This is a genomic window from Stenomitos frigidus ULC18, from assembly GCF_003003795.1.
Lineage (GTDB): Bacteria > Cyanobacteriota > Cyanobacteriia > Leptolyngbyales > Leptolyngbyaceae > Stenomitos > Stenomitos frigidus_A.
Genome location: NZ_PVWK01000151.1, coordinates 1 through 20,418 on the forward strand (window position 1 = coordinate 1; position 20,418 = coordinate 20,418).

The window sequence follows — 20,418 nt, forward strand, 5'->3', positions numbered from 1 at the left end:
AACGATTTCGGTTTCCCTCGAAATTGGCTCATTCATGAACCGTTACATACCTGAGCTTTGTAACCCTCAGCTACTTACTAGACTCAGATTGTGGGCTATGAACATCCGACTCCATTCAGGCTTCTATCCCATACCTTCTATCCCATACAAATATCCCATACGAACAAGTCTGCATGAACCAGGTTGAGTGGCTGGGCGTTCAGCCTGGTTAACGTGACTGCGATGAAGCGATTTTTCAGGCCTCTTGCAGCATAAGCATCGCTTTCTGCTTCGAGTAAATGCTTTTCATATGTTTTTTAACGGTGTTTGGCGTAATGCAAAGCTCTAAAGCAACCTGCTTATACGTATAGTTTGCTCGATGGAGCAACCAAATCTCTTTTTCGCGAGATGTGAGACCATATTTTTGAGATTCTTCATTCACAATGTCCTTAATGGATTGACACTGATCGCGAATGCTAAGTAAGAGACAAGGTCGATCTCTATCCTCTAGCTTCAGCCATCGAGCCTGGACGTTAAACACAATAGAGTTGCCAATAAAGACTTTAGATTCGATCAACCAATATTGATTGGGAAACAGATGGCGGCTATCAATGAGTGCCTGACAGATATGCCACACTTCTTCAGGTATCTGATTTACCAACGATCGCTCTTGATTGAGCTGACGTAAAATACGACGAGCGCATTCATTAGCATAGATCAACTCCCTTTTCTCAGTCAGAATTAAAACGCCATCAATCAGGTCTTTAATCACTTCCTGAGGTAGGTCGATCTGTTCATAATTCTTTTCGAAAGCATAGGTTTGTAACGCTGTCCGCGCTTTTTGAAGTTGAAAAAGATCAACCTTATTGTTCGCCGTGCAAGCTCGACTGATCATTGAATTGCCTCCAGGACAATAAGTCAAATTTTGCGAGGCACACTAGCCCCTTCGATGATCTCTAACAGCCCCAAATCATCTGTGAGTGAGAACCGATGAGAAAACCCATCTTTATGGAAAACTCTTTCACTGTGCAGCGATGAGAACTGCTGAGACTTGTTCAAGCTTCCGGCAACCTCAGATTTTGCTGACAAAATCATCGATATCAAGGTTCTCAAACATATCTATTCTCTCTAACACACATATTGTTGATCTAAAAATTAACGCAAAAAAATGCTGGAATTCATGCATTGCAGAATTCACAAGGTAAGTATGAGCTGTGTTTTAAAGCGCTAAAATCGGCTGTTAAGATAGCTAAAGTCCTGTTTTCATGGTGGTTTTAGAAGGATCTACTACTTAGTGAAGTGTTTAAACTGATTGTAGCGTTCAGCAATATCTGGCCACTATTCCTACTACTGATCCCGATCGGGAAAGCAATTTCTAGGGCGTTTACAAAGGATCAGCTGGTGAAAGATCCGATGAGAGGACTCTTTCAGGGTCTGCCTGGTAGATGAAAACTAAAATATATCAAGCCTCCCACTTAATTCTAGAGATAAACAGAATAGGCGGGGCGTCTTGTCATAGAAGTTCAACTTTCCATTGCTCCAGAGCTTTCTTTCAATGAGAATCGCTGATGCAGATACACATGATCGAAAAATATGTTTTCAATGTAAATTTCAAAAAGCGACTCTTTACGCTGGATTAAGCCACTACTCAATCTATGGCTGAGCTTATCATGGCTAATCCAAAAAAAGAGTACCCAACTTGGGTACTACACAGTGGCTTGTTGTGTTGCGATGATGAATTCAGTTGACAAGCCAAGGGTAAATGAGCTGAAGGTCAGAAACCTAAAGGCGCCATCAAACAAAGGCTTACAACCTAATACAAGAATCTGCAACACACGAGGATACTAGATCATGGCTAACGAAATGGATACGATGATCGCTGCCGCTAACAAGTACCGGGGCAATGAGGCTATGGGATTCCGAGGAGCTGAGGCTGCGGCACAGCAACCTCGTGAAGTCGGTGATACCGAAACTCGCGCACCTTTCATTCTCGGTCCTGTTACGTTCGAACTGCATGACTTACGCGTTCGAGGACTTGGCACTGTACCGGCAGCTCCTACTAACTCTCCGTTCATCATTTCAGAAGATGAAGAGTATGAACTCTCTGTGAACGTTGAGTTTAACAAGACACCTCTGACGGAGCTTCTGATGTGCTTAGGCACCCGCATCATCATCGACTACGGCCTTGAAGGCATGGGCAGAAAGGCTGCGGAAGTTGATGTTCAGGCAACCCTCGTCACCCAGAAGGGTATCTTCAGCTACTCTTTGGTTCACAGGGGGGTTGCTCGACGCGATGGCTTGACACCTGGTCTCTATGAGATCGGTGCAGTGGCTACGATTGGTCCAGTTGAGAACAAGTGCTCAACCAGAATTTGGGGACATGGCTACATCAAAGAAGTCTTGCTGGAAGTGTATCCTTCCGGTCAAGAGTAAGGTTTAGCCTCTCCGAAAGCAATGTAGCGCGGATCTGAGCGTAACGATCTCCTGGCACAGTCCAGGAGTTAAGCCACCTGGTAGGCATTGCGCCTACCAGGTTCCTATTCAGAAAAGGAATCAGGATGATGGGATCATCAACACACGAAGCCAACGGCAATCATCACGATCGCAGCGATTTAACGCAGATTCGGGGCATTGGCGCAGTTAGAAAGCGTTGGCTGTATTCACTGGGTATCGACACGATCGCCGCTCTGGCTCAAGCGTCAGCCGATGCGATTGAAGCTCAAGCGAAGAGTGATGGGCGCTCCCTCTCCCGCGATGAGCTTGAAGAATGGATTGCTCAAGCCCGAGTCCACCATGCTCAGGCTTCCTTAGAGCAAGCAGAATCTTCTCATGTGGTCGAAGCAATCACGCCAATAGGAGACTCCAAGCCTCTAGTCAGCGATCGAAGAGAGGCAGAGGGTGAACAACTCACAGTTTGGAACTCGATCGCGTCATTCAAAGTAGACTATAAAATCCGACAGGTTGACGGGAAAGTGGAGCAACGCATCATCGCTCACCATCTCGAAACCGATACGGTTGAAAGTTGGCCTGCTTTTGAGACTGATCTGATGCAGCAATGGATGCGCGACCGCGTAGAGGTAACGCTTCGTTCCTTGCATGTAGACAGTCCGATCGTAGCAGCACCGATCGTGGCAGAAATCACTCAGCTACGAGTGTTTCAGCCTCATCACATGAAGCAACCCATGGTTGTTGACAAAAATAGTCCCATCTTCCCAGATGCCCTTCAAACCACTGAGCCGTTTGCACTGGAAGTGTCCATGCGCTTTACTGGGCTCACGGAGGTCAATCAGGAAAAGCAGGTTGCTTACCGAGTGCAATGTCTTGCTCGCAATTTGGCTACGGGTGCCACTGACATCCTGGGAGATGTGACGGCACATGTTTCCCCTTCAAACAACTCAGCTTACAAAGTTCTACTGCCCTCGTTGCTACTTCCACAGCCAGGCGCCTACCGTCTGAAGGTCTTCGTCACGCTGCAACAGGCGCCAGCAACGTTAGGACAGTTTAAAGTGCCAATGCTCCAAGTTATCTAAGGATTACAATCATGAGCAGCTTCGATTGGGAGAGGTTCCTGAAGCGGTGGAGTCAGGAAATCATCGGTGCGATCGGCGATGCTCCCACTTTCCTGCCTCCAGAGGTGTTGAAATCGGGTTGGTTGGGTTATCCAGGGGCAACCGAGAAACAAATTGCCCACACCGAAGCTCGTCTGGGAGCCACCTTACCACCGTCTTATCGAGCGTTTTTAAAGGTAAGCAATGGCTGGCGGCAAACAACCCTTTTTAGCAACCAGCTATGGTCTCTGAAGGATATTGAATGGTTTGCGGTAAGGCATCAAGCCTGGGTTGATGCGTTTTGGGAGAAGTCTGGACATCATTCGCCAGAATCCACTAATGCAAAAGCACTAGCGCCATCGATTCCAGATGAAGAGTACTTTGTGTATGGACAGGAACAGGACTGTAGCAAAATTCGGATTGAATATCTCCAAACAGCCTTAGAAATTAGCAAACGCGGAGAGGGAGCGATCTATCTGCTCAATCCCCAGATTGTGGCTCCAGACGGCGAGTGGGAAGCCTGGTTCTTTGGGGACTGGTTGCCCGGTGCCGATCGCTACCGTTCATTCCAGAACATGATGCAGGCAGAGTACGAAAACTTCCTTGAATTGAGAGAAACGCCTGCCATATCGATCGCGCCAGCCCTGCGCGCTGAGTCGGATGCTACCAAGGATCGTTCCATCGACACTGAACCAGCATCCCTGCGAGCCGATCACGCGCCTGAGCCATCAGACTCAGAGTCAACGAGCTCAGAGCCAACACCGTCCCAGAGCAACACTAGCCAACCAGTTGCGCCAATGCCATCTAGTGCAACCATGCCAGAGATTACAGTTACCGACGAATGGCATGATCTTGGCTCCTTTACGATCGAGTGCCAAACGAGTCAAAGGCAGGGACATAACGAACAGCGCACCATCGTTCACCATCGGGAAACCGATACGGTGGAAATCCAATCAAATATTGATTTTGCAGCTACGGAGCAATGGATGCTACAGCAACTGCAAGCTAGTACCCATCCGTCTCCAGCACAAGAGACTGTGGGTTTAGAAATCACCCAACTTCGAGTCATTTGCTCTCCTCAAACCGAAAAACCGATGGTTGTTGATCAGGCGCAACCGCTCTTCTCAGACCCGCTTCATAGTGGAGAGCCGTTTGCCCTAGAAGTTTCGATGAATATTATTGGCTCAGCCCAACCCCCTCTTGCAGAGCAGCAACTTGTGTATCGCGCTCAGTGCATTGCCCACAATCTCTCGACAAAATTAGACACCTATTTGGGAGATATCACCACGCGCCTTCCGGGTGGCCATCAATTAGCCTACATCGCCCAATTCCCTGAAGCACGGTTACAGCAGCCTGGGCTGTATCGACTCAAGGTCTGGGTCACCCTTCAAAATGCTTCTGCCTCACCAAGCTATTTCAAAGTGCCCATGCTTCAAGTGGTGTGAATGCCGATCGATCGTTTCAGTTTTCCGGCAGAGAACCTGTCTTAGGGGCATGGCAATGCCATGCCTCGACGAGAATGCCAACTTAATCAATCCACATTCTGAAGGAACCGATTATGCATTTATGCCACCATCCTCTTTGCTGCTTCGTGCCGCCCTACATGGCTGAGTCCTTGCAAGATTCTGATGATCCAGCTGTGCGCCAGATTGCGCTGGCATCATTGGGGAACGAATATCGGACAGCGCGGCGATTGCTAAGCGCACAACCGATGGCTGCTGTTTTGATGAGCCAAATTGCCGGGAAAGAGCGGTACGTGTTTGATATGCGTGGAGCAAGCGATCCACTGCCTGGCAACTTATTGCGGCAGGAAGGCGATCGCCCCGTCGATGATGAAGCCGCCAATGAAGCCTACGATTACTCAGGTGATGTCTATGATTTCTATAAAGAAGTCTTCGATCGCGACTCCTTGGATGATGCGGGCTTACCTCTCCGTTCCAGTATCCATGTCAGTGACACCTTTGGTAGACCAATGTCGAACGCTTTTTTCAACGGTCAGCAGATGGCGTATGGCGATGGCGACGGAAATTTATTTATCCGGTTCACCAAAGCACTGGATGTTGTGGGACACGAACTCACGCACGGTGTTGTGAGTTTCACCAGCGACCTGGACTACTTCGCTGAATCGGGTGCGCTTAATGAAAGCTTTGCCGATGTCATGGGAAGTTTAATCAATCAGTGGAAGTATAATCAGACTGCTGAACAGGCAGACTGGTACATCGGTAAAGAAGTGTTGGGTCCGGGCGCAGGCATTCGCGGTGTCCGCACACTGACGGGCGACAAAGCTTACGTAAATGACCGAAACTTCGGGACTGATCCGCAACCGAAGCATTACCAGGATCGCTACACAGGCACACGCGATCGAGGCGGCGTTCACATTAATTCTGGGATTCCAAACTATGCGTTTTATCTAGCAGCGATGGCAATGGGTGGATACGCCTGGGAAAAAGCTGGGAAGATTTGGTATGTCACGTTGAAAAGCGCACTGAGTAGTGGAGCAACCTTTGCAGATGCTGCTACTGCGACGCTCGCGATCGCCGAACAACTTTACGGCAACGGCAGTGATGAGCAAAATGCCGTTCGTAGCGCCTGGCAAGAAGTGGGAGTCATCTAAGCTTTGAATGCGACCAAGAAGTATCGTCAAAAGCAGGCACTGCAAGGAGCACATCTCACTCGTCGTCATTTTTCGGGGCTTCTGTGGACTGCGTTGGTGGTACCGCTTCTAAGTGGTGAAGTCTATCCTTCAGGAACAATAAGCGAGCAAAACGCTATGCAGATTACACTAGAACGCAGTGGTGGTTTTACGGGTATGCCGCTGACGATCACCGTTGATACGGCAAAGCTGTCGCCTGACAACGCCGCTCGGTTGCGCCATTTGGTAGAAGCGGCAGACTTTTTTCGCTTACCAGACAGGGTCTCAACACCAGCCCAGCCCGATCGGTTTGAGTATACAGTGACCATCCAAGAGGGCACTCAAAAGCACACGATCACCGTTGGGGAAGCTGCCATACCAGAGCCTCTAAAACCCCTTCTGCACTGGTTGATGGAAACTGCTGGACAGCACTAATCTTCACACACTATACAGAGAGCTTTTACAACTGCAAGTGGTAGGCCATTAGGTGGACAAATCCAAGTTAAAGCTCGGCAAATTTCTTGCCAAAATGTAACCTAAGTGGGTGAAAACAGATTAAAAACATGGGTATACTGCAACACATCGTTACGCAGTATACAAGGTCATGGAATTAGTTAATCGTCATCGCCCTCATCGGACGGTCATTCGCTGTAAGGCTAAAATGCGTTTGCTAGAAACTATTGACGAGAATTTCGATTGGGAGCACCCCTTTGACGATACTCTACTCAAAGAGCTAGCCACAGGTCTCTTTCAGTCAAGTCAGTATCAGGTATTTTTTGAAAACTACCTTTCTAAGCAAAAAGCAAAGGATGTAGAAGATCGGCTTGCTCAGGAATTAGCCGACACCTATCGGAGCATTTTGCAGCGTCACAAAGACCCAGTCGTTCAGAGCCTTAACGCTCTGTTGTGAGCCGCGATGCGATCGATCATGTCTTTTTAGGCGCACAGACATAACAGAGCTGATGTAGAAACCGGGTTTCTTAACAAGCAGATGTCGTTTGAACATCCAGGTGCCGCCCAGAAACCCGGCTTCTTTCAAACTGTGTGCTAGCTACGAGAGTTGGAAAAGGACGCTGCAGACATTACCCTGAAGGGGTGCCTGAGGACTTTAATTTCAGCATGAAACTCAGGCATTGCTGACATGAACGTATAGCTCAGTTTACCTATAGCTCCGTCCAAAGCAAGCGTCAATAGAAATAAGCGTCAACAGAAAGCTGAGTACCATTAAGCTTCATCGATGGCACTGCTGCTTTGAAGGCTGAATCACGTAGGGGAATTTCGCGAAACGCCCCTACACCAAACGTGGGGATTCACAAATAATCCCCAGAATTCGGCAACGCCTCATCAACTTCCACTCAGCCTGCCCAAACTATTTTTTGACCTTGCCGTTATTACGGGAAATCTTGTCGGTACTGCGGGCAATGGGGCGATCGGCACGACGCTCTTCATCACGACGACGTCGATCACGCCACTCTGCGATGGTGAGATAAACGATGCCGCCACTGACGACAATCATTAGACCAAAGGCAACCAAAACGAGAACATTAAAAGCAGAAGTTTCCACGATGCCCAAACCAAACTAAAAACCGTTGCGTCCCCAGATTACCAGCGAAATCGAGAACGTAAAGATCACTAACAGTGAAACCCAGCCCAACGTCACAATATCCATGAGGTAACCAATCAGCATTGCGAAACATCTTCAGCACTGATCATAGTTCAAAGTTGCACCCGGATGAAGGTGTTGGGAAAATCGTAGAGTTAAGAAAGGAGACAGTAGGCGCGGGTTGCCGCAAAATGGTGGTGAGAGCGGCAGGCTTTCAATCTACAATCGAAAGTCTGCGACTCAAAATTCTTTCCCTATGGCAGCACCAATGAGGCATGAAGAACTGACTCAGGCGACGCTAGCACCGTTAAGCGCTACTAACGCGTCAGGAGACATTGGTTTAGTAGAGCGGATTGAATCGGTCAAAGCTGGCTTTGTCGGAGCGCTAACGACGGGTACCGTGTTTGGTGCGTTGGTATTAGTCAATCGTTGGCTACTGGCACCACGCTTCGCCCAACTAGCCCCATTGCAGATCGAAACGGCTGTCATGCTGCTGACGAGTGGTGCGATCGCAGCCCTTTCTGGATTCCTTTTTGGCATTACCTATCGCTATATTATCCGGCAAGACCAAAACCCTCACCTCAACTCTGGTGCTGTTCTGGCGTTTGGACTGGTACGTGGGCTGACCCAAGCGGAAGGCAAACTGGATGAGGCAAGCGCCTTGTTGCCATTGGTCATTCTGGGCGCAGAAAGCGTTTTGCTGTTTGCAGGTGCCCGCATTGTCTTAGATTGGACGCTGGGGCAAGGATGGGTCAAACCGTTTGGCGTCGCTACAGTCAACCGCGCATCCGACAGGCTTTCGACCGCTAGCTCTTACACTGTGAAGTCTTCAAACGTGGGTTGACCGAAGAGCATGGTGCGATCGACGGCTGACAGAATCTTGTTGTGCGATCGTTCCGAAGCTAAACAACAACAGACTAAAGCCGCCACGTCTGCCCGATGAATCGAGCCCGCAATATTGGGATTTTCAGTTAAAACGGCGTTGCCTCTAGGCGGCTCTGATTTCAGCCCACCGGGACGAATAATGGTGTAGATCAACCCGCTGGCAGTGAGATGATTTTCTGCCTGTTCTTTTTCTGCCAGCACGGGGCCCAACGTTTCGAGTGCCTGTGGTGGCAGGGCAGCAGCACTCTCACCCGTGCCGATCGACGACACCAGGATAAACCGCTTTACGCCAGCTTTCACCGTTGCATCGATCAGGTTGCGGTTGCCTTTGAAGTCAGGACGATCGCCATCCGTTGGTTTGCCGCCCAAGGTACTGATGACAGCATCAAGAGGCTGCGCCAGGACTAAGGACTCGATCGTCGTTCCATCTAGCGCATCGCCAATCACAACGGTAGCGCCCAGTGCCTCTAACTCTGCGCGAGCGTCCTCCGATTGCAGCAATGCCACGACTTTAAGCCCTTGTGCTGTCAGGATTTTCGCAATCTCTCGCCCGACGCCACGACTGGCTCCCGCCAAAAAAATTCCTGTCATTGCTGGTTTCTGTCCTTTAAAACCGCACGTTCCCCAAAGTCTACTCGATCCCTAAAGGCTGTTAGCATTGCTGCTTTGAACGCTAGACGATCGTGGGTTGGGCATAGCTTAATCTACTCAGGAAAAGGCATGTCGTCAGGATCAGTGGGAGTAAAAACGATTTTCAGGATGGGCGTTGCTTAACCGAGCAATTTGCGCCGAAGGAACTCTAGCGCTGAATCAGAAAAAATGCCGACCGGTACGTAATGGGCATAACGCAGTAGAAACAGTCGTGGATCACCCGGTGGTTTGACCAACAGACGATCGGGCAAAAAGGGCATGATGCAGGTTAGCGCGATCGCGGTGGTAATCGCTTTGCCGAGGTCTACCACATTGAGTCCTTTCGTGGTTACAGGGCTGAAGTAAATGCCCAGAACGATGTAGGTAATAATGCAGATCTCCTGAAATAAGCACAGAATTTCAGCGCGAGATAGGTATACTCCCACTAACAGACGATCGACCCGGCTCGGTTTCTGACGCATGCCTAGCAGCACAGACCACGTTAGCGGCCCCACTACACCATCAGGGTGCAACCCATAGGTGCGTTGGAAGCGCTTCACAGCCCTTACTGTCGTTTCGCCAAAAAAGCCATCGCGATTCTGGATGTAAAAGCCTGCTAATTCCAGCAATTCCTGCAGATTGACGATCGCCCGCTGTATTGTCAGCGATTCAGGCTGTTCACTCCGACGCAGTTCCGGGTAACACAAGGCTGCCCAGGTTAGGGCGCCCACAATACCGTCATCTTCTAAGTGATGCTGCCGTTGAAACCACTTCACGGCGTCTTCGGTCTCTTTGTCAAAGTTGCCGCTTGCAGTCACTAAATAACCTTTAGCAATGAGAATCGCTTGCATTTCGGCGATTGCCTCTTGCAGCGACTCACTACTAATGTTTCGATAGAGCGGCGGACGGGTCGTGATTAAATTAACCTGCTGTCGCGCTGGCAGGGAAACAATCTGGCTCAGTTGATTTTGCTTGGTTCGTAACCACGGGAGGAACGCTTTAGCTCGTTTCATGGCAATTCTCCTGATAGAACTTCATTGCCCGTAGACCCATTACCGGTAATGGGTCTACAACAAACAGACGCTCACACCTCGATAATTAAGGTTGAAGTATCCTCTACCCCAACGATCGTGACCGTTTGACCAGGAAGCAGCTGAATAATTTGCCCCATCGAAACCAGGAGCTTAAAACGCCAGGATGTGCCACCATAGGCAACCCTCATCCCGGCCTCAGATGCTTCTAATTTAGCGGCAACCCGTTGGGGCAGATTTCTAATTGTTTTCGGCCGGAAAAAATCTCCATTCATGACGATGGTTCTCCAGTAAAGGTGAGTTAGCTACCATCACTCTCACACAGCTTTAGTTTGGCTATAATTTTAAAGACAGAGTCTCACGAATCCAAGGAAAATGGATGATAACATGTAGGCTCATCAGAGCAGGACTGAGGACTTTCTATCTTTCTATAACTTTAATCTCACAAACATATAAATCAATTCTGTAGTTTAAAATACTTTTTGACGCCAATTACTGACTCAAGGGATATTGTTGGCGCTAGATTCTCACATGAAGTGAGAGGTGCTGCTACTTCAGATGACGGCTGTTAGAGTAGGCGATTTTTGTAGGCATCTATGCAGAATTGATGCACCATACGACATATAAAAAGGGTGTTTGGTTTAGTGTGTGTGGGTAACGTGAAGATGACAGCGGTAATAGCAAGAGAATGATAAAGCCCTTAAAGGAGTGGGGGTGACATCGATCGTTCATGCTATAAACAATCAACTCACATATTGATAACTGTCATATAGCGTGTGTCCAAGGAGTGTACGGTTTTATGTCCACTATCCCTGATAGCTTCGTCACTGAGATGGCAACCAGGAATGGTGTCACCCGCACAGAGCTTGAGGCTCTCTTGCTGGCGTTGAACGATCACCCCGGTGCTGAGATTGCGAAGACGTTAGCGATCAGTGAGGCGGCAGTCCGCAAACGCTTGGGCGAGAGCTACAAAAAATTTCACGTTGATGTCGGCGGTAACAAAAAGCTCACTTACCTGAAGCAGAAACTGCTGGAGGAGTATCAGTCGCATCAGCCCGATGCCGGTAAACCCAACTATGACTGGGGAGAGGCGGTTGATGTGGTTGATTTTTGTGGACGTGAAGTGCAGCTTGCCGAACTTGAAGATTGGATTGTTGGTGATGCGGTGGGACGCGATCGCGCTGCCAACCGTTGTCGCTTGGTGGCGGTATTGGGTATCGGTGGCATTGGTAAGACGACTCTGGCTGCCCGCATTGCCCAGCAAGTGCAGGATCAATTTGAATACTTAATCTGGCGATCGCTCCGCAACGCGCCGACCCTGAACGATATCTTGGCAGAACTGCTCAAGTTTCTACCGGGTTCCGAAACAGATTTACCCGACGACGAGAACAGCCGCCTAGTGCGCTTACTTCAGGTACTGCGAGACCATCGCTGCCTGATCATTCTCGATAATGTGGAATCAATTTTGCGCAGTGGGGAAGGCAAAGATTACGAGCGTGCAGGCGAATACAAAGATGGCTATGAACTGTATGGCTACCTGTTTAAAAAGTTGGGCGAAACTGCACATCAGAGCTGTCTCCTTCTGACGAGCCGCGAAAAGCCTAAAGATGCCGCCGCTTTAGAAGGCAAAAATCTTCCAGTAAAGGTATTGCAACTGGATGGACTGAACCAGGCAGAAGCACGTTTAATCCTTAAAGATAAAGGCTTGGGTGGCTCTGATGCCGAACTCAGTGAGCTGGTAGAACGCTATTCTGGCAACCCCTTAGCGCTTAAAATTGTTGCCACTACGATTTATAACCTTTTTAATAATACGATCGCGGACTTTCTAGCTCAAATTAAACAAGAAACGGCGGTTTATGGCGATATCCGTACCCTTTTAGATCAACAGTTTGAGCGGTTATCGAATTTGGAAAAACGAGTCATGTATTGGTTAGCCATCAATCGAGACCCGGTTTCATTGGCAGACTTGAGGAACGATATTCCCATTCCCGAATCATCCATGCGCTTGCTCGAAGCGGTGGAATCACTGCTGCGTCGATCGCTGATCACTGGGAAGTCTGAGTCAGGTAAGCTCGGTCAACTGCCTGTCATTATGGAGTACATGACCGAACAGTTAGTGGAACAAATTACGACTGAAATTGAGCAACTGTTAGAACAACCGGATGAGGCAGTGTTTAGCTGGAAAAAGCTACGGTCTTTAAACAGCTATGCTCTCGTTAAAGCAGAAGCACTAGACCACATCCGCAAAGCTCAGCAAAAAGAGATTCTAGAACCGATTAAGACGAAACTCCTTGATGTGTATGACACGGATCTGGAAGCCCATATTCGCCGCAGCTTCGATCGGCTACGTGGCCAGTCGTTTACGAAAAAAAGCTATGCGATCGGTAATCTCATTAATTTGCTCTGTCAGCTTCAAAGCAGTACCCTACAGGCAGATCTCAGTGGGCGCGATTTCTCCTCACTGACGATCTGGCGCGCCTACTTGAGAAGCGTCAAGCTCCAGGACACCAACTTTACCAACGCCGACTTGAGTGGCTCGGTCTTCGCGGAAATACTAGGGCTAGCCAGTCTGGTTTCCGTACAATATAGCCCCGATGGCAAATTCTTCGCGACAGGCGTTGGTGATGGTGAAATTCGGCTTTGGCAGGCAGCCGACAACAAACAGATCCAGCTTTACAAAGGACATACCGCGTGGGTATGGGCACTCGCCTTTAGCCCCGATAGCAAACTGTTGGTGAGCGGCAGTGCCGACTACACCATTAAAATCTGGGATGTCAACACAGGTGCCTATTTGCGGACGCTGAAAGAGCACACAAACAAAGTTTATAGTGTTGCTTTTAGCCCAGATGGGAAAACGATCGCCAGTTGCAGTGAAGATCAAACCATCAAACTTTGGGACGCCAATAGCGGCGAATGCCTCGCAACGCTGAAAGAACATACTGATTGGGTTTGGTCAGTGGCGTTTAACCCGATCGATCCACGACTCCTGGTGAGCAGCAGTGCAGACGGCACGATTAAGCTGTGGGACAGCGAGGGAAACTGCCTGAAAACGCTGATTGGGCATACTAGCCAGGTCTACTCCGTCCGCTTTAGCCCCAACGGACAACTGCTTGCCAGCAGCAGCGAAGATCAAACGGTGAAGCTCTGGGATGTGCAGATTGGACAGTGCTTTGAAACGCTAAAAGGCCACAGCAAAAAGGTATATGCCGTGCGCTTTAGCCCGGATGGTAGAACTCTGGCGAGTTGCGGCGAAGACCGCACCATCAAACTCTGGAATATCCGCACCAGCGAATGCCTGAAAACGTTGACAGGGCACATTAGCCAGGTCTGGTCAATTTCCTTTAGCCCCGACGGGCGTACGCTGTTGAGCAGCAGCGATGACCAGGCTGTCAGACTATGGGATGCGACGAACGGTAAACTCCTCAATGTCTTGCAGGGGTATTCGCGCGGTGTGTATGCGGTCGCTTTTAGTGCGGATGGGCAAATGGTTGCCAGTGGTGGCGATGACAATATTGTGCGGCTCTGGGATGTCTATCAAGAGAAGCGCGACAAGTTGCAAGACCCCAAAAGCAAAGGACGATTGCGATCGATCGCCTTCAGTCCATGCGAACCGATTCTGGCAACGGGTGGTAGCGATTACACCATCCGGCTATGGGATCTGCAAGACGATCGCCATCGTTCTGGCTGCAAAACGCTAGAAGGGCATACCAATTGGGTCTGGACAGTCACCTTTAGCCCCGATGGGCGCTTCCTTGCCAGCAGCAGTGAAGACCGCACAATTCGCCTGTGGGATGTGAGCACGGGGCAATGCCTCAAGACGCTGGAAGGGCATACCCACTGGGTCTGGACAGTGGCATTTAGCCCCGATGGAAAAACCCTCGCCAGCGGTAGCGCCGATAGTAAAGTGAAGCTCTGGGATGTGGCAACTGGACAGTGCCTCACAACGCTGGCAGACCACGAAGAGATTGTCTGGTCGGTTGCCTTCAGCCCCGATGGACAAACCCTTGCCAGTGGCAGCGAAGATCAAACCATCAAGCTGTGGGATGTGAGCACGGGCAAAGGTCTCAAGACGTTCAAGGGACACACCAAGCAAATTTATACGATCGCCTTTAGCCCGGATGGACACACCCTTGCCAGTGGTAGCGGTGATGCCACTGTAAAACTCTGGAACATGGGTATGGGAACCTGTCTAGACACCCTGCGCTGGGGACATACCGCCGCTATTCGTGCCCTTGCGTTTAACCCCGATGGCACACTGCTAGTCAGCGGCAGTGAAGATGGGTCGGTGCAACTGTGGGATGTGCAAAAGTGCAGTCGGTTACGCCAACTCAAGTTCGATCGCATCTACGAAGGCATGGATATAACAGGCGCAACCGGACTCACAGAAGCCCAAAAGTCTTCGCTGAAGGCGTTGGGTGCGGTGGAATTGGAGAAGTAGGGCGATCGTGCTCGATATAGTACAATAAGTCGTACACGATCGGGTTTGCGATGGAAATTCTGAGTGCCAGCGAAGCGAGAGCAAAGTTATTTAGCCTGGTTGAGCAAGTCAATCAAGACCATTTGCCACGAGAAATTACCAGCAGAAAGGGCAATGCCGTTTTGCTGTCGAAAGCCGATTGGGATAGTTTGCAGGAGACCATTTATTTGCAATCGGTGCCTGGTTTGGTGCAAGCCGTGAGAGCGGCTGAGCAGGCAGATGATTGGGTGTCAGAGGAGGCGTTGTTGGAGCATTTGCATGGCGTGGACGATTCAGTTTAGTCGTCAAGTTCTGAAGGATGCGAAAAAACTACGCTCTGCGAATTTAGAGACAAATCTCAGCAGTCTACTGGCGCTTCTCAAGCAAAACCCCTACGAACCACCGTATGAGAAGCTTTCCGGTAATCTTCAGGAGTACAGTTCACGACGGATTAATATCAAGCATCGTCTGGTTTATGCGGTGGACGACGAAGCAAAAACCATCAGGGTCGTTTCTGGTTGGTCACATTATGAATGATCTGAGTGGAGCACGATCGCGCTTACTTGCTTGTTCGTGTGGCTTGGAACCGGAATTAATCGATATGTTTTGTTTGGACGGGTGTAGAACCTGATGCAGTTGAAATTGTGGGCTATCACGGCTAACAAACAGGACGACACTATGAGAGTACCAACCCACCGATCGCCAACCCATCCAGGGGAAATGCTACTGGAGGAATTTTTGCTGCCGATGGGATTAACGCAACGAGAGTTAGCTGATGCTATCCATGTGCCTTATCAACGGGTGAACGAACTGGTCAAGGGTAAGCGCGGCATGACACCCAGTACGGCATTGCGGCTGGCTAAGTTTTTCGAGGTTTCTGCTGATTTCTGGATGGCGCTGCAACTGCGCTGGGATCTCTATCATGCTCAACAGGACGAGGCGCAGGAACTGGAGAAAATCCGTCCTCATACGGTGTGAGGCGATCGCGCTTACTTGCGTGTCTGCAGAGTCTTCGTCGTTAAGGTTGGCAACGGACAAAAAACTAGCCAGTGCGCGATCGCCCCTCCGAAGGCATAGCCATTACAGGCGCAACCGGACTCACAGAGGCACAAAACACCTCGCTGTAAGCCTTGAGTGCAGTTGAATCGGAACTATTTTTATTCAAAGTGAGAACAGTCCTGTTTGCAGTGCGATCGCATCGCATTCCGACGGCATCGTTCCTGTTCCAAACAAAACGGTTCTTGTTCAGAGTGAGAGCGTTCCTGTTTCAAGAGCGGCGATTTCGATTTGCAAGGCGACAAGTCCTGTTTGCAGTCGGAAGAGTCCTGTTTACAGTGAGAACATTCCGATCTGAAACGGCATCGTTCCTGTTTAAAATGCGATCGCTCCTATTTGCCGTGAGAACATTCCTGTTTCAATTAGAAACGTTCCTGTTTGGAGTGTGATCGTTTCGGTTTGCAGCACGATCGCTCCCTCCCTTCACCCCATCGAAGTCACAGCCAGCCAAAACATTTGCGGTTATGCTGAAAGCATCGATCGTTCCAGTGATTGGCGGTAGTGAGAGCACAGCATGGTTAAAGTGGCATTGCTAATTGGGGTGAGCGAATTTGCCGATGTTGCCCTCGCCAACCTGCCAGCCGCCATCAGAGATATCAACGCCGTCCAATCCGTCCTGAACGATGCTGAAAGAGGTGGGTTTGATGACGTGCGTCTGCTGGAGAACCCCGATCGCACCGAGCTGGAAGACGCGATCGATACCCTGTTTCGCGATCGGCAGAAAGATGATCTCGTCTTACTCTACTTCTCTGGTCACGGCATCAAAGACGACACAGGCAAATTCTCGCTGGCAACCTGCATCACACAGAAAGACCGCCTGCGAACCACGGCCGTTGCCGCCAGCTTTGTGCATGATGTCATGTCCAGTTCCAGATCCCGACGACAGGTGGTGATTCTCGACTGTTGCTTTAGCGGTGCCTTTGCCACAGGTATGACCGCCAAAGACGATGCCTCCGTTGATGTCAAAGCACAATTAGGCGGCGAAGGTCGCGTCGTGTTGACTGCCTCCACTGCCACCCAATATGCCTTTGCCCAAACGGACGAAGACCTGTCCATCTACACCCGCTTTCTCGTAGAAGGTATCCAAACCGGAGCCGCTGACACCGACAATGACGGACGCATCACCGTAGACGAACTGCACACCTACGCCCAGCGCAAAGTGCAGGAAGCTGCCCCCGCGATGAAGCCAGAAATCTATGCGGTGAAGGAAGGCTACACCATCCAACTGGCAAAAGCACCGCTGGGCGACCCGACACTGGAATACCGCAAGCAAGTCGAAAACTGCGTCCGCAACGGTCGAATCTCAGTGGTGGGACGCAGAATCTTGCAACGGTGGCGACGTGAGCTGAAGCTGACCGAAGCCAATGCCAGCACCATTGAAGCGACAGTCTTAGAACCCTTCCGAGAATATGAGCACAACCGGGAGGAATTTACCCAGGCGCTTGCAGAAGCACTGGAGGCAGAACGCGGCACACTCAGCCCTGAAACCAGCGCGGAACTAAAGCGTTACCAGCAGTTGCTGAAGCTACGCGACGAAGACATCCCGCCCATCCCCACTGCATCCAACATTGATTCCCCTGTCCTCACCCAAGACATTCCATCTCCCTCCACCCGACTCCCGACTCCCGACTCCCGACTCCCACCCCTCGCCTCCGACGACCTCAGCTCCGACAAAGGCATTAACTACACCAAACTGCGAGACTTGCTTAAAGCAAACCAGTGGAAAGACGCAGACCGTGAGACCTATTTAGTCATGCTTCAGATCGTGGGACGCACTGACGGCGATTGGATTCGGGAAACAGAGATCAAAAACTTTCCCTGCACAGACCTCCGCACCATTGACCAACTCTGGGTCAAGTACAGCAATGGGCACTTTGGCTTTAGTGTGCAAAAGCAAATCTATCTGGACTGCGGCGGCAACCTCGATGGCAGCTATGATGAAAAAGTATGGAAAAAATTTGGCGATCGCGTTGGCTGGAGAGTGGAAAATACCTGGATCAACTACTCCGAAGTAACATTTGACACCACCTCCCAGCAGGGACACTTACCCTTATTGCCGAACTTTGGGCCTGGTGTTGGAATTTTTGGTATGTGGGTGTTGGGTGAGGTCTCTTCTCTCGCGTCCAGACTTGTAAAGTGTAACCTCTAGGCTTTCTGGCTGTTTTTTAAAGTTTATTGCAGCCGCCTTTTTCTACGAGGAGTCAGCGTTTCGGGCTTCCGTTACCTGGCACCGGGCATCGCCTCTCACCTCATTGCTTCTTACCAGGTCGTCAAACTGAACACCTGCCATTTTTGGGTCGTAACAGTTCGCTAGCACAAATTTTGCGGCTACTTGGTGGATTTCATCTGGTATCTCCCAGTCATTCCATAGATGCATCTGTCCCGGCGATCGTTTCTGCGGCTGACGTTCTAGCTTCATGCGGGCTAAGAGTTTACTGCCCCAGCGATGTTTCTTCTCTGGCTTCGGCTGTGGTCGATATTGCTTACAGAACTTACGATAGGCAGCAGCACAAGCTTCTAACATGGTTCCCAGTGCTAAAAATGCTGGATGCCATTGAGTCATGCCGTCATTGGTCAAGCGGTCATACGTGCCATAGTTGCTGTAGTCGTAAAACCAGCCCGTCTGCATATTGGCAGCCTTTGGGTTGCCGTGAATGTAGCGCAACGTATTAAGCGCTCTGCGTTTATCACTCGTCAAAAAACCAGTGCTGTGATAACGCTTTTCCCAGAAATGCCCTGTACGGTTCAGTAATTTGTTAAAGCACATGGCAGTATACCAATTGAGCCAGTGCATGATTTTGGGTAAATCCTGAGGTTGCTTGGGTTCCAGTAAATAATGAACATGGTTGCTCATGAGGCAGAGCGCGTAGAGCTTAAATCCATACTTGTCAATTGCTTTTTGCATGGCATAGAGCAACACTTTACGACACTCAAAGCGAACCAGGCGAAATTCCCGATTGTTGCAGCGAACGGTAATGTGATAGCAGAAACCAGGTTGAAGGCTGCGTGGAAGACGAGGCATAGGCGTACCTCAAGCAAACGTAATGCCTCAACCTATAGTGCATTTCCAGAGTAAATTCATCTCTACAGGGCTTTCTGTTGCGATCGCGCTACAAAGGCAGAGCTTGGAAACGAGATCTATGGTGTACGGCTGAGCGATCGCGCTTCCTCAATATTCTTGTTCCCGTCTTCTAGCTGGGAACATCGCAACAGAGGCTCCGCCTCGCCGCGATCGCCCAACGAGGAAGCAGAGCCTCCAAACCATTGCATTCCCAGTCAGAGCCTGAAAACGAGGCACAGGCTGTAGACTACCATAGAGAAGGATAGGCTTCGCTGCTTGCGGACATGCGATCGAGCCGAAGGGCGCTCATCCTAATGAAATAGTGAACGCAAATGACAACGGCAGTAAGAGCGGAGCTAGAGCCAGACAGGATGAATATTAAAGAGCAACTACTACAAGAAATCGAAAAAGCGCCCAGTGCCACCTTAAAAGAAGTACTGGATTTCTTGCTGTTCGTTCGTGCTAAAGAGCTTCAGCAAGAGCAACAAGAGATTAGCCTTTTAAGCGAATCCAGCCTGGCAGAAGAATGGTTAACGCCTGAAGAGGATGAAGCATGGCAGCATTTGTAAAGGGCGATGTTGTCGTGCTTCCCTTTCCCTTTTCAGATTTAACCAACGCTAAAAAACGACCCGCGCTGGTGCTTGCCGCGCTGACTCGCAACGACTTCATCCTTTGCTTGATGACCAGTCAAGCCGCGAACGATGCCTATACAACCCTGATTGAATCAAGCGACTTTGAAACTGGAAGCCTCAACAAAACCAGCTACGCCAAGTCAAATCGAGTGTTTACAGCTAACGAACAACTGATTGCCTACAAAGCAGGAAAGCTTACCCCAGAGAGAACAAACGAAGTCATCGCCAAGCTGATCACAATCTTGCAACAGTGACGTTAGGGTTTCTTACATAGGAAGTCTGAGATGATGTAATTAGTAACCTGTAAGACAGGTATTGTGGGCACCGCTTACTCCCTATTCACACCTTCAAACGTCAAACGCTGCGGCTTTCTATGCCATCGACAGCCCGATCCGCTGACCAGTGCTTAGATCGCCACTAACGCTTCCTTGCGGATGTTTGCTTTCATGTGAAAATTTGCTCATTCAGCGATCGAGAAAGTCATCGGGTTAGATGTCTGCTTCGTACCATTAGATGCCCACAATTAGAGGATAGTCAAAGACAGCTTCGATTTCGTTTAGGTGAATAGGGGTCTGTCGCTCTTGCCGAGCTTCTAGCAGTTTTTTGGCAATATCACGGGCGATTTCTAGCGTTTCTTCGATCGTGCGTCCCTGAGCAACGAGTCCTGGAATATCGTCTGATGTGGCAAGGTAAAGTCCTTCAGAGAGTTTTTCGATGTGGAGTGTCGCCATTTGTTCCATAATCGCTGTGGCTTTCTGATGGATGATGCTTATTTTATCGTAGACAATTGAGAGAGCATAGACGTTGAACCATCACAGAGCCACTGTAGAGGCTTGGTTTCAGTAATCTTGGGAAAGAGACGATCGCCATCGCCTGCTTGTGCGATCGCCCCACTCATCCCGATA

The 20,418-nt window shown here is 49.7% G+C and carries 25 protein-coding genes; 14 read left to right on the top strand and 11 right to left on the bottom strand.

The window, feature by feature from the left end:
- Window positions 1-235: 235 nt before the first annotated feature.
- Entirely contained in the window at window positions 236-874 is a 639-nt protein-coding gene (locus C7B82_RS27940; protein WP_106260262.1) for a helix-turn-helix transcriptional regulator, read from the bottom strand.
- A gap of 956 nt (window positions 875-1,830) precedes the next feature.
- Here C7B82_RS27940 and C7B82_RS27945 point away from each other — a divergent pair.
- The 6 genes from C7B82_RS27945 to C7B82_RS27970 all read left to right on the top strand — a co-directional run bounded on the left by C7B82_RS27945 (window position 1,831) and on the right by C7B82_RS27970 (window position 7,069).
- Window positions 1,831-2,412 (top strand): hypothetical protein, encoded by a 582-nt coding sequence (locus C7B82_RS27945; RefSeq protein WP_106260264.1) that lies wholly within the window; start codon window positions 1,831-1,833, stop codon window positions 2,410-2,412.
- Between the two features lie 128 nt (window positions 2,413-2,540).
- Window positions 2,541-3,509, top strand: coding sequence for a hypothetical protein (locus C7B82_RS27950; protein ID WP_146141293.1), 969 nt, complete (start codon window positions 2,541-2,543; stop codon window positions 3,507-3,509).
- 11 nt (window positions 3,510-3,520) lie between these two features.
- Entirely contained in the window at window positions 3,521-4,972 is a 1,452-nt protein-coding gene (locus C7B82_RS27955; RefSeq protein WP_106260268.1) for an SMI1/KNR4 family protein, read from the top strand.
- Between the two features lie 158 nt (window positions 4,973-5,130).
- A complete protein-coding gene (locus C7B82_RS27960; RefSeq protein WP_219904736.1) occupies window positions 5,131-6,141 on the top strand; it encodes a M4 family metallopeptidase in 1,011 nt (336 codons plus the stop codon).
- Between the two features lie 3 nt (window positions 6,142-6,144).
- Window positions 6,145-6,594, top strand: coding sequence for a protealysin inhibitor emfourin (locus C7B82_RS27965; RefSeq protein ID WP_219904737.1), 450 nt, complete (start codon window positions 6,145-6,147; stop codon window positions 6,592-6,594).
- Window positions 6,595-6,763: 169 nt separating this feature from the next.
- Window positions 6,764-7,069: a hypothetical protein gene (locus tag C7B82_RS27970; protein WP_106260274.1), complete on the top strand. Its 306-nt coding sequence runs from the start codon at window positions 6,764-6,766 to the stop codon at window positions 7,067-7,069.
- Window positions 7,070-7,528: 459 nt separating this feature from the next.
- On the opposite strand, the gene C7B82_RS27975 is transcribed toward C7B82_RS27970, so the two are convergent.
- Both C7B82_RS27975 and petN read right to left on the bottom strand, forming a co-directional pair.
- Entirely contained in the window at window positions 7,529-7,723 is a 195-nt protein-coding gene (locus C7B82_RS27975) for a hypothetical protein (protein ID WP_106260299.1), read from the bottom strand.
- Between the two features lie 15 nt (window positions 7,724-7,738).
- A complete protein-coding gene (gene petN, locus C7B82_RS27980) occupies window positions 7,739-7,828 on the bottom strand; it encodes a cytochrome b6-f complex subunit PetN (protein ID WP_106260300.1) in 90 nt (29 codons plus the stop codon).
- Window positions 7,829-8,018: 190 nt separating this feature from the next.
- On the opposite strand from petN, the gene C7B82_RS27985 reads away from it, so the two are divergent.
- Window positions 8,019-8,606, top strand: a complete 588-nt coding sequence (locus C7B82_RS27985; protein WP_219904738.1) for a hypothetical protein — start codon at window positions 8,019-8,021, stop codon at window positions 8,604-8,606.
- Here the strand turns inward: C7B82_RS27985 and C7B82_RS27990 are convergent.
- The 3 genes from C7B82_RS27990 to C7B82_RS28000 form a co-directional block, all read right to left on the bottom strand.
- On the bottom strand, window positions 8,576-9,238 hold the full coding sequence (locus C7B82_RS27990) for an SDR family oxidoreductase (protein ID WP_106260276.1): 663 nt from the start codon (window positions 9,236-9,238) through the stop codon (window positions 8,576-8,578). The genes C7B82_RS27985 and C7B82_RS27990 overlap by 31 nt on opposite strands.
- 179 nt (window positions 9,239-9,417) lie before the next feature.
- Window positions 9,418-10,290, bottom strand: coding sequence for a peptidoglycan-binding domain-containing protein (locus tag C7B82_RS27995; RefSeq protein WP_106260278.1), 873 nt, complete (start codon window positions 10,288-10,290; stop codon window positions 9,418-9,420).
- A 71-nt stretch (window positions 10,291-10,361) separates the two neighbouring features.
- Window positions 10,362-10,583, bottom strand: a complete 222-nt coding sequence (locus tag C7B82_RS28000) for a hypothetical protein (RefSeq protein WP_106260280.1) — start codon at window positions 10,581-10,583, stop codon at window positions 10,362-10,364.
- Between the two features lie 524 nt (window positions 10,584-11,107).
- On the opposite strand from C7B82_RS28000, the gene C7B82_RS28005 reads away from it, so the two are divergent.
- The 4 genes from C7B82_RS28005 to C7B82_RS28020 all read left to right on the top strand — a co-directional run bounded on the left by C7B82_RS28005 (window position 11,108) and on the right by C7B82_RS28020 (window position 15,742).
- Complete coding sequence (locus C7B82_RS28005) at window positions 11,108-14,746, top strand: WD40 domain-containing protein (RefSeq protein WP_106260282.1); 3,639 nt, start codon at window positions 11,108-11,110, stop codon at window positions 14,744-14,746.
- A 50-nt stretch (window positions 14,747-14,796) separates the two neighbouring features.
- Window positions 14,797-15,066 (top strand): type II toxin-antitoxin system Phd/YefM family antitoxin, encoded by a 270-nt coding sequence (locus C7B82_RS28010; RefSeq protein ID WP_106260284.1) that lies wholly within the window; start codon window positions 14,797-14,799, stop codon window positions 15,064-15,066.
- A complete protein-coding gene (locus C7B82_RS28015) occupies window positions 15,044-15,301 on the top strand; it encodes a Txe/YoeB family addiction module toxin (RefSeq protein ID WP_106260286.1) in 258 nt (85 codons plus the stop codon). Before C7B82_RS28010 ends, C7B82_RS28015 begins: the two co-directional genes overlap by 23 nt.
- 141 nt (window positions 15,302-15,442) lie before the next feature.
- Complete coding sequence (locus C7B82_RS28020; RefSeq protein ID WP_106260302.1) at window positions 15,443-15,742, top strand: HigA family addiction module antitoxin; 300 nt, start codon at window positions 15,443-15,445, stop codon at window positions 15,740-15,742.
- Between the two features lie 64 nt (window positions 15,743-15,806).
- Here the strand turns inward: C7B82_RS28020 and C7B82_RS34450 are convergent, their stop codons facing one another.
- Window positions 15,807-15,929, bottom strand: coding sequence for a hypothetical protein (locus tag C7B82_RS34450; protein WP_281259055.1), 123 nt, complete (start codon window positions 15,927-15,929; stop codon window positions 15,807-15,809).
- Window positions 15,930-16,334: 405 nt separating this feature from the next.
- Between C7B82_RS34450 and C7B82_RS33415 the strand changes: the two genes are divergently transcribed.
- Window positions 16,335-17,969, top strand: a complete 1,635-nt coding sequence (locus C7B82_RS33415; protein ID WP_219904739.1) for a caspase, EACC1-associated type — start codon at window positions 16,335-16,337, stop codon at window positions 17,967-17,969.
- A gap of 42 nt (window positions 17,970-18,011) precedes the next feature.
- On the opposite strand, the gene C7B82_RS28030 is transcribed toward C7B82_RS33415, so the two are convergent.
- Both C7B82_RS28030 and C7B82_RS34455 read right to left on the bottom strand, forming a co-directional pair.
- Window positions 18,012-18,842, bottom strand: a complete 831-nt coding sequence (locus C7B82_RS28030) for a transposase (protein WP_245940132.1) — start codon at window positions 18,840-18,842, stop codon at window positions 18,012-18,014.
- Between the two features lie 116 nt (window positions 18,843-18,958).
- Window positions 18,959-19,090, bottom strand: coding sequence for a hypothetical protein (locus C7B82_RS34455; protein ID WP_281259056.1), 132 nt, complete (start codon window positions 19,088-19,090; stop codon window positions 18,959-18,961).
- Between the two features lie 162 nt (window positions 19,091-19,252).
- On the opposite strand from C7B82_RS34455, the gene C7B82_RS28035 reads away from it, so the two are divergent.
- Together C7B82_RS28035 and C7B82_RS28040 are read left to right on the top strand one after the other, a co-directional pair.
- Complete coding sequence (locus C7B82_RS28035) at window positions 19,253-19,450, top strand: DUF2281 domain-containing protein (protein WP_106260288.1); 198 nt, start codon at window positions 19,253-19,255, stop codon at window positions 19,448-19,450.
- Window positions 19,435-19,767, top strand: a complete 333-nt coding sequence (locus C7B82_RS28040) for a type II toxin-antitoxin system PemK/MazF family toxin (RefSeq protein ID WP_106260290.1) — start codon at window positions 19,435-19,437, stop codon at window positions 19,765-19,767. Before C7B82_RS28035 ends, C7B82_RS28040 begins: the two co-directional genes overlap by 16 nt.
- 255 nt (window positions 19,768-20,022) lie before the next feature.
- Here C7B82_RS28040 and C7B82_RS28045 read toward each other — a convergent pair whose 3' ends face one another.
- Window positions 20,023-20,244 (bottom strand): type II toxin-antitoxin system HicB family antitoxin, encoded by a 222-nt coding sequence (locus C7B82_RS28045; protein ID WP_245940133.1) that lies wholly within the window; start codon window positions 20,242-20,244, stop codon window positions 20,023-20,025.
- Window positions 20,245-20,282: 38 nt separating this feature from the next.
- Window positions 20,283-20,411, bottom strand: a complete 129-nt coding sequence (locus tag C7B82_RS34460; protein ID WP_281259057.1) for a hypothetical protein — start codon at window positions 20,409-20,411, stop codon at window positions 20,283-20,285.
- Window positions 20,412-20,418: the final 7 nt, after the last annotated feature.

Coding starts and splice junctions, on each gene's coding strand:
- C7B82_RS27990 (WP_106260276.1), bottom strand. CDS start 9,238: ATGACAGGAATTTTTTTGGCGGGAGCCAGTCGTGGCGTCGGGCGAGAG.
- C7B82_RS34455 (WP_281259056.1), bottom strand. CDS start 19,090: ATGCAATGGTTTGGAGGCTCTGCTTCCTCGTTGGGCGATCGCGGCGAG.
- C7B82_RS33415 (WP_219904739.1), top strand. CDS start 16,335: ATGGTTAAAGTGGCATTGCTAATTGGGGTGAGCGAATTTGCCGATGTT.
- C7B82_RS27970 (WP_106260274.1), top strand. CDS start 6,764: ATGGAATTAGTTAATCGTCATCGCCCTCATCGGACGGTCATTCGCTGT.
- C7B82_RS28040 (WP_106260290.1), top strand. CDS start 19,435: ATGGCAGCATTTGTAAAGGGCGATGTTGTCGTGCTTCCCTTTCCCTTT.
- C7B82_RS28005 (WP_106260282.1), top strand. CDS start 11,108: ATGTCCACTATCCCTGATAGCTTCGTCACTGAGATGGCAACCAGGAAT.
- C7B82_RS27985 (WP_219904738.1), top strand. CDS start 8,019: ATGGCAGCACCAATGAGGCATGAAGAACTGACTCAGGCGACGCTAGCA.
- C7B82_RS28035 (WP_106260288.1), top strand. CDS start 19,253: ATGAATATTAAAGAGCAACTACTACAAGAAATCGAAAAAGCGCCCAGT.
- C7B82_RS27955 (WP_106260268.1), top strand. CDS start 3,521: ATGAGCAGCTTCGATTGGGAGAGGTTCCTGAAGCGGTGGAGTCAGGAA.
- C7B82_RS28020 (WP_106260302.1), top strand. CDS start 15,443: ATGAGAGTACCAACCCACCGATCGCCAACCCATCCAGGGGAAATGCTA.
- C7B82_RS28045 (WP_245940133.1), bottom strand. CDS start 20,244: ATGGCGACACTCCACATCGAAAAACTCTCTGAAGGACTTTACCTTGCC.
- petN (WP_106260300.1), bottom strand. CDS start 7,828: ATGGATATTGTGACGTTGGGCTGGGTTTCACTGTTAGTGATCTTTACG.
- C7B82_RS28010 (WP_106260284.1), top strand. CDS start 14,797: ATGGAAATTCTGAGTGCCAGCGAAGCGAGAGCAAAGTTATTTAGCCTG.
- C7B82_RS27950 (WP_146141293.1), top strand. CDS start 2,541: ATGGGATCATCAACACACGAAGCCAACGGCAATCATCACGATCGCAGC.
- C7B82_RS28030 (WP_245940132.1), bottom strand. CDS start 18,842: ATGCCTCGTCTTCCACGCAGCCTTCAACCTGGTTTCTGCTATCACATT.
- C7B82_RS34460 (WP_281259057.1), bottom strand. CDS start 20,411: ATGAGTGGGGCGATCGCACAAGCAGGCGATGGCGATCGTCTCTTTCCC.
- C7B82_RS28000 (WP_106260280.1), bottom strand. CDS start 10,583: ATGAATGGAGATTTTTTCCGGCCGAAAACAATTAGAAATCTGCCCCAA.
- C7B82_RS28015 (WP_106260286.1), top strand. CDS start 15,044: ATGGCGTGGACGATTCAGTTTAGTCGTCAAGTTCTGAAGGATGCGAAA.
- C7B82_RS27940 (WP_106260262.1), bottom strand. CDS start 874: ATGATCAGTCGAGCTTGCACGGCGAACAATAAGGTTGATCTTTTTCAA.
- C7B82_RS27960 (WP_219904736.1), top strand. CDS start 5,131: ATGGCTGAGTCCTTGCAAGATTCTGATGATCCAGCTGTGCGCCAGATT.
- C7B82_RS27995 (WP_106260278.1), bottom strand. CDS start 10,290: ATGAAACGAGCTAAAGCGTTCCTCCCGTGGTTACGAACCAAGCAAAAT.
- C7B82_RS27945 (WP_106260264.1), top strand. CDS start 1,831: ATGGCTAACGAAATGGATACGATGATCGCTGCCGCTAACAAGTACCGG.